Below are 11,915 nucleotides of genomic sequence, written 5' to 3' on the forward strand. Positions count from 1 at the left end.
CCCGGAGCCGGGCCGCCCTAGACGAGAGGCGTCGACAGGGTGCGTGCCCACTCCACCTTGCCCTCGGCGGTGGGGGAGTGGGAGGTGAGCACCACGGGTACGCCGAGCGCCGCCGTCACCGCGTCCGGCCAGTCGACGGGGGGCCCGGCGTCGTACACCGGCCGGGCGGCGAGCAGGCGTGCGGTGACGGCGGCCTGCCGGTCCAGGTCGCCGGGCGGGCCGGGGGTCAGTTCGTCGAGGGTGTCGTACCGCTGACAGATCCGCAGGTCAAGGCCCCGGTCGGCGAGGTCGAGGTGGGTCAGCGCGAGCCCGTCCACCCCGCCGGCCACCGCGAGGGCGTACCGGTGGGCGACCGCGTCGAAGTGACCGAAGCGGAACCGTCCCTGCCACGGGTTGGTCGGGTTGTGCGGGTCGGCCAGCGGCAGCGTCGGGTCCTCGGTGACCAGCGGGCCCGGCCCGTGCCGGGTGGTGACGGTACGCAGCACGCCCAGCCGTTCCGCCTGCCCGGCCAGCCCTGCCTCGGCGAGCAGCGTCTCGGCGTTGGCGAAGGTGGTGGTGCTCCAGGTGGTGTACGGGTGGAACCCGTGCCACTCGTCCAGCAGCACCCCCTGCGCCCCCTCGAAGACACAGGTCCCGGCGCGCAGCGCGCCGGCCAGGTACGACCGGTCGACGATCGCCACCCGGTCGGCGAAGGCGGTGAACGCGGGCAGGCAGTCCGCCACCGGCGGGGCGTCCAGCGGGCCCAGCTCGGCGGTGAGCCGGTCCCGCAGCGCGGTGAGCCGCTGGCGCAAAAGCACCGGGTTCCGGCAGTCCGCCACCCGGGGCGCCTCGTCGGGGTGGGTGAGGCCGTACGCGACGGCCTCACCCACCCCCAGCCCGCAGGAGCCGTGCCGGTCGGCGCCCCGGGCCAGCTCCCGGGCCCGGTTGGCGGCCCGGTGGTACGGCGTGCCCAGCAGCGCCTCCCCGTCGACGGTGAGCCGGTCGAGCGCGTCCGGCACCCCCACCTCGGCGAGGTGGTCGGCCTCGGCGGCCAGCGCCAGCGGGTCCACCACCACGTGCCGAGACAGGTGGGTCCGCACCCCGGGGCGGAACGTGCCCGCCCCGAACTGCGCGAACGTGTGGTGCCGCCCGTCGCGCAGGACGACGTTGTGCGCCGCCTGCGCGCCCCCGTTGAAGCGGACCACCGTGTGCACCGGCCGGGTGGCGCAGAGCCAGTCCACGACGGTGCCCTTCCCGGCGTCGCCGTACCCGAGGTCGACCACCACCACGTGCCGCCCCCCGGCTCCGATTCCGCCCCGGGCGGGGCCGACGCCGTGGGCGTCGGCCCCGCCGAGGTGGGCCGCGCCGCCGGTCACAGCCGGGTCACCCCGCCGGGCCGGCCCTGCGGCGCGGGCAGTGCGGTGGTCGTGGGCAGGGCGCTGACCTGGTTCCGGGTGCCGCGGTTGAGCCGGGCCAGCGCCTTCGAGACGGTGCCGGTCGCCGCCGACCCGGCCCGCTGGAGGTCCCGCAGCCCCTCCTCAAGGTCGATGGCCTGCTCGCCGAGGCCGACGGTGAGCGCGATGGTTTCGCAGGTCGCCTCCAGGTCGTCCAGCTCGACGGCGTTCTGCCCGAGCAGGTCACGCCAGAAGTCGAGGACCTTCCTGTTGCCCGCGTAGTGGCTGCCGGCGGGGAGCAGGTAGTACGTGTCCCAGCGCTGGGTCAGCTCGTCGACGATCTGCCGCAGCGGCACGTCCTCGCCCAGGTCGTCTCCGATCAGCTTGCGGACCTCCGACTGCTTCACCCCGGCGTACGCCAGCTCGTCGCCGATGATGAAGAGGTAGCCGCGCCGGCCCCGCTTGTCCCAGCTGTCGGTGGCCGTGTGCCGGGCCATGAAGTACAGGGCCAGCTCGTACGACTCCCGCATCTGGCCGCCACCGCCGCCCTCCAGCACGATCCGGCCGAGGTCGTCGTCCATCCGGTTGTCCGACTCGAACTGCCCGACCTGCAACGGCACCCGGTCGCAGGTGGCGTCGCCGATCGCGCCGAACATGATCTGCGGGTCGCGGGCGTACCCCTGGCGTTGCAGCAGCCCGAGCAGTTGCGGCAGCTTGGCCTGGAGGGTACGCGGGACGTGCCCCATCGAGCCGGTCACGTCGAAGAGCACGGCGATCGGGGTCGACTGCGGGTGCTCGGCCGAGTCCCGGCTCTCCCGGGTCGCCCCCCGGGGGTCGAGGGCGGCGTGCACCGTGCGCGCCCCGCTGTCGCTGTACGAGAAGGCGCTCTTGCCGGTGGCCCGGCGGTACCGCTTCGCGGCGTCGTAGACGTCGGTGGACCAGACTCCGCTGCCCATGGCAGCCTCCTTAGGGGTTGAGAGTGAAGGGTCGGAAGGTGCGGGGGCCGTAGAGCCGCTCCAGCACCTGGTCGAGTTCGCCGAGCAGCCGCCAGGCGTCGTCGGGGCGGGACCGCAGCGCCGCCTGCCGGCAGCCCCGGGCGAAGGCGCGCAGCTCGCGCGGGGCCCGGTCGCCCATCAGCCAGGTCATACAGCCGGTGGCGAGCCAGAGGTCGGTGCCCGGCCCGGCCGGTCGCTTCCCGGTGACCTCGGGTGGGTACCAGTCCCCGTGGCCGGGGACCAGCGCCGGGACGCTGCCGCCGACCGGGGTGGAGAAACACCAGTCGACCAGCACCACGCCGTGCCCGTCCGGCTCGATCAGCACGTGCCGGGGGAGCACCGCGCCGTGCACCACGCCGGCCCGGTGGGCCAGGCCGAGGGCGACCAGCAGCCGCCGCCACATCCAGGCCGCGTCGCGGGCGTCCAGCCCGTCCGGGTACGCCCGGCGCACCTCGTCCAGGCTGTGCAGGCCGGGTACGGTGGCCAGCACGTTGATCCGCCGTTCCGCCCCGGTGCCGGGCTCCCGGTGCCGGAAGCTGTCCACCAGCCGGGGCACGTACGGCAGGTACCGGGGGTCGCCCCGTTCCTCGATGGTGCGCAGGGCGTGCACCTCGCGGGCCATCAGGTCGTTGTCGCTCGGGTTGCGGGGCAGCTTGAGCAGCGTGTCCGCCCCGACCTCGTACAGGTCGGCCAGGTCACCGGCGTACCGCAGCGCGCCGAGCCGGTGGTCGCCGAGGACGACCGGGGAGCCCGTACCGCCGGGACGGCTGGCCCGCCACCGGGTGGTGACCCGGACGAACGCCTCGGTGGCCTGGGCGCGTACCCGCTCGTCGGCCGCGCCCAGCCGGTCCGGGTGCAGGGCCGCGCAGAGTTCCCGGTAGCGGCGGGCCGGCGCGTCGGCCCCGAACAGGTCGTCGTCGGTCCGCGCGGTGGCGACCAGCCGGATCGCCTCGTCGGTCCTCACCGCACCGCCTCCTCCCGGGCGGGGCGCAGCAGCGCCGGGTGCAACAGGCGGGCGTCGCCGGCCCGGTAGAGCTTGGCCCGGGGGCCGCCGCGCGCCCCGCCGCGTTCGGTGCTGGCGCCGGTGCTCTCCACGAAGCCCGGCACGGAGAGCACCTTGCGGTGGAAGTTGCCGGCGTGCAGCGGCTGCCCCCAGACCGTCTCGTAGACCGCCCGCAGCTCGGTGATGGTGAACTCGGGGGCCAGGAAGCGGGTGGCCAGCGGGGTGTACTCCAGCTTGGACCGGGCCCGCTCCACCCCGTCGTCGATGACCCGGGCGTGGTCGAAGGCGAGCTGCCGGCCGGGCAACGCGGTCACCGGCAGCCAGCCCGCCTCGTCGGCGTCGCTGCCGGCGGCGGCGTCGGGCAGGTCGGGGGCGAAGGCCAGGTGCGCCACCGAGACGATCCGCATCCGGGGGTCCCGGTCGGGGTCGCCGTAGCTGCCGAGCTGCTCCAGGTGGATCCGGTGCAGCCGCTCACCGCCGAGCCCGGTCTCCTCGGCCAGCTCCCGGCGGGCACCGGTGATCAGGTCCTCGTCGGGGCGGACGAAGCCGCCGGGCAGTGCCCAGTGGCCCGCGAACGGTGGCTCGCCCCGGCGGATGAGCAGCAGGTGCAGCGCGCCCTCGCGGATGGTCAGGGCGACCACGTCCACGGTGACGGCGACCGCCGGGTACGCCCGGGGGTCGTAGCTGGCGAGGAACTCCTGCTCGTTCACGTCGGCTCTCTCCACTCGGAATCTTCTCTGATTGAGAACGACTCAATCTGAGAACAACTTATCCCACGATCGGGTGAACGGCAAGCCCGGAGCGGTCGTGGCATTCCCGCGCGCCCTGCGCGCCCCACGCGGGGCGCGCGGTCGGCATACGCGCCCTTTCGAGCTGCCCGCACGAACGGGGCGGCTCCGGTTCCGGTACCGACGCGGGTGCCCCGGTCGCCCCTGGCGCGGCCCCGTCAGGTCCGGGTGGCGTGCCCCGTCGGTGCGGGCAGCTCGAAAGGAGCCGCCGGGAGGGTGCCCGCCCCCCGGTGGACCGCGCTGCCGCCGGAGCCGGGCGTGGCCGTCAGGCCGGCGTGGCCTGAGTCAGGACGCCGGTGAGATGGGGACGGCCGGTGCGGGCGTCGTGCAGGGCGAAGCCGCCCTCCGGCGTCGTGCTGAAGTCGACGGTCGACGGCAACGGCACGGGCAGCTTGAACGCCACCTCCACGGTGTACGCCCCGGGCAGCCGGTTCGCCAGGGCGGCCAGGCAGCGGGCCATGCTCCACATCCCGTGCGCGATCGGGCGGGGGAAGCCGAACAGCCGCGCCCCCACCCGGGAGGTGTGGATCGGGTTGTGGTCGCCGGAGACCCGGGCGTAGTCCGTACCCACCTGGCGGTCCACCCGCCACCGCGCCGAGGCGGCCGGCGGCGCGGGCCGCTCACCGGGGTCGCGCCCGGCACCGCCGTCGGGGGTCCGCTCCCGGCGCAGGTACGTCGAGACGCCGCGCCACACCTGCGTGCCGCCGACCGAGGCGACCAGCACCACGTCGACCTGGCGGCCCCGCGCGTGCGGGCGCAGGTCTTCGGCGTGCCCGACGAGGTCCAGCGGCTCGTCGGCGTCGACGGGGCGGTGCACGGTGATCCGGTTCGCCACGTGCACCAGGCCGACCAGGGGCAGCGGGAACCCCGGCCCGGTCATCAGCCGCAGCCCCAGCGGGAAGCCCAGCACGTGCGGGTACGTCGCCGGCAGCCGGTCGGTCAGCCGGAACCCGCAGACCCGGTCGTACTCGGCCAGGTGGGCGCGGTCGACGGTGACCCCGCCGACGGCCACCTCCACCGCCGGCAGGGTGCCGTCGCCCCGGCCACCGGCACCGGGCAGCGCCCCGAGCAGGGCCCGCCGGTACAGCGGCCCGGCCGCCGGCATCCGCCCCAGCTCCACCCGCCTGCGCTCATCGTCACGCCGGTCGCCCATCACGCCCCCAGCAGGCTCTGGCCGCAGACCCGGACGATGTTGCCGCGCAGCGCCCCGGAGGCCGGCCAGGCGAGCCAGCCGATCGTCTCGGCCACGTCCACCGGCAGCCCGCCCTGCGCCATGCTGTTCATCCGGCGGCCCGCCTCGCGGACCACCAGCGGAATCCGGGCGGTCAGCCGGGTCTCGATGAACCCCGGGGCGACGGCGTTCAGGCTGATCCCCCGCCCGCCCAGCACCGGGGCGGTCGACCGGACCAGCCCGATCACGCCGGCCTTGCTGGTGGCGTAGTTGGTCTGGCCCCGGTTGCCGGCGATCCCGGCGATCGAGGAGACCGCGACGATCCGCCCGCCGTCGCCGATCAGCTCCCGCTCCAGCAGCACGTCGTTGATCCGCTCCTGGCTGGAGAGGTTCACGTCGATCACCTGGTCCCACCGGTCGGGGTCCATCCGGCCGAGGGTCTTGTCCCGGGTGATGCCGGCGTTGTGCACCACCACGTCGACCCGGCCGTGCCGGTCGGCGAGGTGCCGGGCCAGCCGGTCCGGCGCGTCCGGGGCGGTCAGGTCGAGCTGCACGGCGGTACCGCCGATCTCGTTGGCGACCTCGGCGAGGGCGTCCCCGGCGGCCGGCACGTCCAGGGCCACCACCCGGGCGCCGTCGCGGGCCAGCAGCCGGGCCAGCGCCGCCCCGATGCCCCGGGCCGCCCCGGTGACCAGCGTGACCTGCCCGTCCAGCGGCCGGTCCCAGTCCGCCGGGGCGGACACCCGCCCGGTGCCGACCCGGAGCACCTGCCCGGAGACGTACGCCGAGCGGCCGGAGAGCAGGAACCGCAGGGTGGACTCCAGGCCGGTGCGGGTGCTGTCGTCGCCGTCCGGCGTGACGTACACCAGTTGCGCGGTGACGCCCCGGCCGAACTCCTTGCCGATGCTGCGGGTCAGCCCCTCGATCGCCCGCTGGGCGGTCGCCTCCCGGGGCGTGGCGCACTCCTCGGGCGGGGTGCCGAGCACCACCACCCGGCCACCGGGCAGCACCGAGCGGGCGTACGGGTGGAAGAAGTCGTAGAGCTGGCGCAGGGCGGTGGAGTCGGTGACGCCGGTGGCGTCGTACACCAGGGCCCCGACGCGGCCCCCGTCGGCGGGGCCGGCGGCTGGGTCGCGGACCTCGACTCCGGCGGCGGCCGGGTCGCGGACCTCGACCCCGGCGGTGGTCAGGAGCGCGCCGACCGGCTCGGCGAGCCGTCCCCCGGTGGCCGCGCCGAGCAGGGCGGGGCCGGGCAGGAGCGGGTCGCCGGGGGTGTGCCGGCGCAGCCGGGGCGGGTCGGGCAGCCCGAGACGCTTCACCAGCGTGCGACCGGCCGCCGATCGGACGAAACTCGCGTACCTGTCGGTCATAGGCGTAGCCTACTGGCGAGTAGGTACAGGGCAAGCCCTACGAGGAGGCGGCATCGTGCAGAGCGTCCGGCGGGTCGCGGTGGTGGGCGGAAACAGAATCCCGTTCGCCCGGTCCGGCTCGCGTTACGCCAGCGCGTCCAACGCCGACCTGCTCGGCGCGGCGCTGGACGGCCTGGTGGCCCGGTTCGGGCTCGCCGGGCAGCGGGTCGGCGAGGTGGTCGCCGGGGCGGTGCTCAAGCACTCCCGGGACTTCAACCTCGCCCGCGAGGTGGTGCTCGGCTCGACGCTCGACCCGCACACCCCCGCCTACGACATCCAGCAGGCCTGCGGCACCGGTCTGGAGGCGGCCATCCTGGTCGCCAACAAGATCGCCCTCGGGCAGCTCGACGTCGGCATCGCCGGTGGCGTCGACACCACCTCGGACGCCCCGCTCGCGCTCAACGAGGAACTCCGGCGCACCCTGCTGCGGCTCAACTCGGCCCGGACCCTCGGCGAGCGGCTGAAGATCGCCGCGCGGCTGCGTCCACACCAGCCGTTCCGGCCGGAAGTGCCGCGCAACGCCGAGCCGCGTACCGGGCTGTCCATGGGGGAGCACGCCGCCCGGACCGCGCTGCGCTGGAACATCGACCGGACCGCCCAGGACGAGTTGGCGCTCCGCTCCCACCAGCGCCTCGCCGCCGCGTACGACCGGGGGTTCTTCGACGACCTGATGACCCCGTACCTGGGGCTGACCCGGGACCAGAACCTGCGCCCGGACACCAGCCTGGAGAAGCTCGGCGCGCTCGGGCCGGTCTTCGGTCACCGGGGTCCGGACGCCGAGCGGGCCACCATGACCGCCGGCAACTCGTCCCCGCTCACCGACGGGGCCTCGACGGTGCTGCTGGCCAGCGAGGAGTGGGCGGCCGAGCGCAGCCTGCCGGTGCTGGCCCGGTTCTCCTTCTCGGAGACGGCCGCCGTCGACTTCGTGCACGGCGACGAGGGACTGCTGATGGCGCCCGCGTACGCGGTGCCCCGGATGCTGGCGCGGGCCGGGCTGACCCTCCAGGACTTCGACTTCTACGAGATCCACGAGGCGTTCGCGTCGCAGGTGCTGGCCACCCTCGCCGCCTGGGAGTCCCCGGAGTTCTGCGCCGAACGGCTCGGCCTGCCCGCCCCGCTCGGCCCGGTCGACCGGGACAAGCTCAACGTCACCGGCTCCAGCCTCGCCGCCGGGCACCCGTTCGCCGCCACCGGCGGTCGGATCGTCGCGACCCTGGCCAAACTCCTCGCCGAGAAGGGCTCCGGCCGGGGCCTGATCTCCATCTGCGCCGCCGGCGGCCAGGCCGTGACCGCCATCCTCGAACGCTGACCCGCCCGCCCGGAGGGAACGCTGACCCGCCCGCCCGGAGGGGTCGGGGCGCGTTCACCGGCGGTTCAGGTGAGGGCGGGCTGCTGTTGGGTTGCGGACGGAAGGCTGACGGTGTGGCGCGCGTGAACCGTGCGCCGTCCGCCGGAACCTCAGCGCCGGAACGGGGCCGACAGGTCGATGGAGATCAGCTCAGCCGGGGCGGTGACCCTCTCCGTGGTCATCCCCATGTTCAACGAGGAGGACGTGGTACCCGGGCTCGTCGCCCGGCTCCGGCCGGTCCTCGACGCGCTGGCCGTCGACTACGAGGTCGTCGCGGTCGACGACGGCAGCGGTGACGGTACCGCCCGGGTCCTCGCCGACCAGGCCCGCTCCTGGTCACACCTGCGGATCGTGCGGCTGCGCCGCAACAGCGGCCACCAGGCCGCGCTGACCGCCGGGCTGCACCGCGCGCGTGGGCGGTGGGTGGTCAGCATCGACGCGGACCTCCAGGACCCGCCCGAGGTCATCGCCGACATGCTGCGGCTGGCCCGCGAGGACGGCGTCGACGTCGTGTACGGCGTCCGCGCCGACCGCAGCACCGACACCGTCTTCAAGCGCCGGACGGCCGGGCTCTACTACTGGACGATGCGCCGGGTCGTCGGCGTCGACCTGCCCGCCCAGGCCGGTGACTTCCGGCTGCTCAGCCGGGACGTCATCGAGGTGCTGCGCCGGCTGCCCGAACGTACCCCGGTCTACCGGCTGCTGGTCCCGTCGCTCGGCTTCACCAGCGCCGAGGTGCACTACACCCGCGAGGTCCGCGCCGCCGGCCGGACGAAGTACCCGCTGCGCCGGATGATCGGGCTGGCCTGGGACAGCACGGCGAACTTCTCCGCCGCCCCGTTGCGGCTCGCCACCTGGCTGGGGCTGCTGAGCTTCGCCGGCAGCCTGCTGCTGACGGTGTTCGGCGTCGCCGCGTACCTCGGCGGCGCCACCATCCCCGGCTGGACGTCGCTCTTCGTCGCGGTGCTGCTGTTCAGCGCCGTCCAACTGATCTGCCTCGGCCTGCTCGGCGAGTACGTGGGCCGGATCTACCGGACCGTGCAGGACCGACCGGCCTTCCTCGTCGGCTCCGACTCGATCGACCCGGCTGAGCCGGCTGAGCCGGCCGACCCGGCTGAGCCGGCCGACCCGGTGGGCACCCGGGACGGTCGCGTCCGGTCCGACGCCCCCGGACAGCGCGCGGCCGTACCGGCCAATGGTTGACCAGGTCCTCGCATCGGACCCGCCGCCGGGCCAGGGCGCCGCGCCCCCGGCGGACCGGCCGCTGACCGACCGGCCGCCCGGCGTTCCCGGGGTGGGGCGTCGCGTCGTCGGGGTCCTGCGCCGGGTGGCGGCGGCGGGCCTGTGGGCGGCCGTCCTCGCCGGTCTGGTGTACGCCTGGCGATGGACCGACACGCCGACCGACGACATCCGGGCGTACCTGGTGTACTGGCTGGCGGGGCTGGTGCTGCCGGGCACGCTGGTGCACCGCGCGCTGCGCGGCAGCCGGGGCAACCTGCCCGAGGACCTCGGGTACGGCGCGGCGGTCGGGCTCGTGCTGGAGTTGGCCGCCTGGGCGCTCGCCACCGCCACCGGGGCGCAGTCGGCGCTGCGCTGGTGGCCGGTACCGGTGGTGCTGCTCTTCCTCGTCGTGCCCCGGCTCTGGCGGCACTGGCGGGTCCGGGAGCCGCGCCCGCTCCCGCTGCGCTGGCACCTGGCGATGGCGGTCCTGCTGGGCCTGATCATCTGCTGGGCGGCGGCCCAGTGGGAGGACCTGCCGCTCCCGCCGGCCGACTTCGCGTACTACCAGGATCTGATGTACCACCTGGGGCTGGTGCAGGAGTTGACCCGCGGCATGCCCTTCGAGCTGCCCCAGGTGGCCGGGGAGGCGCTGCGGTACCACTACCTCTCCGACGCGCACATGGCCAGCGCCAGCCTGGTCACCGGCAGCCACCCGGCGACGGTCCTGCTGCGGTTGTGGCTGGTACCGGTCGCGGCGACGGCGGCCGTGGTGACCGCCGGGCTGGCCCGGGACCTCGCCGGACGGTGGTGGGTCGGGCCGGTCGGCGCCGCAGCCGCGTACCTGGGCGTGCCGCTGACCCTCGGCTCGCCGGTGAGCGCCGGCGGCGGCCTGGCGCTGTCGTTCGCCAGCCCGTCGCAGACGTACATGTTGCCGCTGCTCATGCTGCTCACCGGGCTCTGCGTGGACCTCGTCCGGGGCCGGGGCCTCGGGCCGGCCTGGGTGCTGCCACCCGTGCTCGCGCTGGCCTGCACGGGGGCGAAGTCCAGCGCGCTGCCACCACTGATCGCCGGCCTCGGCCTGGCCGGCCTGGTGGCCTGGGTGCGGGCCCGCCGGTTCCCGTGGCGGGTGCTGCTGGCCCTGGCCACGCTGCTGGCGGCGATGGCGGCGGGGTACCGGCTCTTCGCCGGTGGGGGCGCCGGTGTGCTGGTACTCCAGTTCTTCGGGCTCATCCGGCACATGGACCCGTACCGGGAGACGCTCGGCGTGGACGACCCGATCGAGATCGGCGGCCTGCTGCCGCCCGGCGTGGCCGCCGCCGACGGGTCCACCGGCTGGCACGTCGCCCTCGGCATCCTCGGGTTCTGGCTGGTGCTGCAACTGCCCCGGCTGGCCGGGCTGCTCGTCACGGTGAGCCGGGGCGGGCGGGGCGACCCGGCGGCCTGGCTGCTCGGCGGGGCGGTCGTCGCCGGTACCACCGCCTGCTGGACCCTGTTCCACCCGTCGGCCAGCCAGCTCTACTTCTTCGCCGCGGTGATGCCCTTCGGGGCGGTGCTGACCGGTTGGCTGCTGGCGGTGGCCCGGCCACCGTGGCCGGTGCTGCTCACCGCCGCCGCCGGTGGGGCCGCCGCGCAACTGCTCGTCCCCCCGCTCGCCGAACCGGCCGAGACGGTACCGGCCTGGCAGTCGGCGATGGCGGACACCGCCTGGCGGGTACTCGCCCTCGTCGGGGCCGCCGCCCTGCTCGCCGTCCTGCTCACCGTCCTGTTCGGCGGGAGGGCGGTGGCCGGTTCCGCGCCGGATCGGCCGGCGCGGGGTCGGGGGCGGTGGGTGGCGGTGGCGAACGCCGGGGTGGCCGCAGCGCTGGTCGGGGCGAGTGTCGCCGAGGGTGTGGACCTGACCGTCCAGTGGATCGTCGACGAGCCCCGCCCACCGGCCGCCGCCGAGCGGCTGGTCACCGCCGACGAGATGCGGGCGGCCCTCTGGCTGGACGGGCGGGCCGGTGCCGACGACGTGGTCGCCACGAACGTGCACTGCCAGCCGGTACGCACCTACGAGAACTGTGACGCGCGGGCGTTCTGGGTGACCGGGCTCGGTGGACGGCGGGCCCTGCTGGAGAGCTGGGGGTACAGCGACGCGGTGGTCGCCGAGCATGGCCGTGACGGGCGCTCCTACCCGCTGCAACCGGCCCCCGACCCGGAGGTGTACGCCCTGAACCAGCGCGTCTTCACCGCCCCGGCCGCCGGGGACCTGGCCCGGCTGCGCCACGAGTACGGCGTCCGCTGGCTCTTCGCCGACACCCGGGCCGGCAAGGTCTCACCGGCCCTGTCCCGACTGGCCCCGATCCGCTTCACCGCCGGCCCCGTCACCATCCACGAACTCCCCTGACCCCCGCGCTCACTCCCTGCCCCCTTCTCCCCGCGATCTTGCAGTTGCCGCCCGCGTGATGCGGCACGTGCGGCATTTGTCGGGGCGCGAAGTGCAAGATCGCGGGGGAGGGAGGGGCGGGGAGGGAGGGGCGGGGAGGAGAGGGGCGGGGAGGAGAGGGGCGGGGGAGGAAGGGGGGCGTGGGGTGGGTCAGGGGGTGGAGTGGGGGCAGCAGGGTGGGG

9 protein-coding genes are annotated in these 11,915 nt (G+C 75.4%); 3 read left to right on the top strand and 6 right to left on the bottom strand.

All coding sequences use genetic code 11. The annotated features are described in order from the left end of the window. Positions 1-17: 17 nt before the first annotated feature. From AWW66_RS16945 to AWW66_RS16970, 6 genes are all read right to left on the bottom strand, one after another. Entirely contained in the window at positions 18-1,265 is a 1,248-nt protein-coding gene (locus AWW66_RS16945; protein WP_211271970.1) for an adenylosuccinate synthetase, read from the bottom strand. Between the two features lie 86 nt (positions 1,266-1,351). Next, on the bottom strand, positions 1,352-2,329 hold the full coding sequence (locus AWW66_RS16950) for a hypothetical protein (RefSeq protein ID WP_067367009.1): 978 nt from the start codon (positions 2,327-2,329) through the stop codon (positions 1,352-1,354). A gap of 10 nt (positions 2,330-2,339) precedes the next feature. Further along, the gene (locus tag AWW66_RS16955) at positions 2,340-3,332 is read right to left on the bottom strand and encodes a protein kinase family protein (protein WP_067367013.1); all 993 of its coding nucleotides are present in this window, start codon (positions 3,330-3,332) and stop codon (positions 2,340-2,342) included. Further along, entirely contained in the window at positions 3,329-4,081 is a 753-nt protein-coding gene (locus AWW66_RS16960) for an NUDIX hydrolase (RefSeq protein ID WP_067367016.1), read from the bottom strand. The genes AWW66_RS16955 and AWW66_RS16960 overlap by 4 nt, the downstream gene beginning before the upstream one ends. A gap of 343 nt (positions 4,082-4,424) precedes the next feature. Next, positions 4,425-5,312, bottom strand: coding sequence for a MaoC family dehydratase (locus tag AWW66_RS16965; RefSeq protein WP_067367019.1), 888 nt, complete (start codon positions 5,310-5,312; stop codon positions 4,425-4,427). Next, entirely contained in the window at positions 5,312-6,700 is a 1,389-nt protein-coding gene (locus AWW66_RS16970; protein WP_067367021.1) for a 3-oxoacyl-ACP reductase, read from the bottom strand. The genes AWW66_RS16965 and AWW66_RS16970 overlap by 1 nt, the downstream gene beginning before the upstream one ends. Before the next feature lie 55 nt (positions 6,701-6,755). Between AWW66_RS16970 and AWW66_RS16975 the strand changes: the two genes are divergently transcribed. The 3 genes from AWW66_RS16975 (at position 6,756) to AWW66_RS16985 (ending at position 11,694) form a co-directional block, all read left to right on the top strand. Then, positions 6,756-8,048, top strand: a complete 1,293-nt coding sequence (locus AWW66_RS16975; RefSeq protein WP_067367023.1) for an acetyl-CoA C-acetyltransferase — start codon at positions 6,756-6,758, stop codon at positions 8,046-8,048. A 177-nt stretch (positions 8,049-8,225) separates the two neighbouring features. Then, complete coding sequence (locus AWW66_RS16980) at positions 8,226-9,290, top strand: glycosyltransferase family 2 protein (RefSeq protein ID WP_067367026.1); 1,065 nt, start codon at positions 8,226-8,228, stop codon at positions 9,288-9,290. Further along, positions 9,283-11,694 (top strand): hypothetical protein, encoded by a 2,412-nt coding sequence (locus AWW66_RS16985; protein ID WP_067367029.1) that lies wholly within the window; start codon positions 9,283-9,285, stop codon positions 11,692-11,694. The genes AWW66_RS16980 and AWW66_RS16985 overlap by 8 nt, the downstream gene beginning before the upstream one ends. Positions 11,695-11,915: the final 221 nt, after the last annotated feature.

Source organism: Micromonospora rosaria (assembly GCF_001567585.1).
GTDB classification, from domain to species: domain Bacteria; phylum Actinomycetota; class Actinomycetes; order Mycobacteriales; family Micromonosporaceae; genus Micromonospora; species Micromonospora rosaria.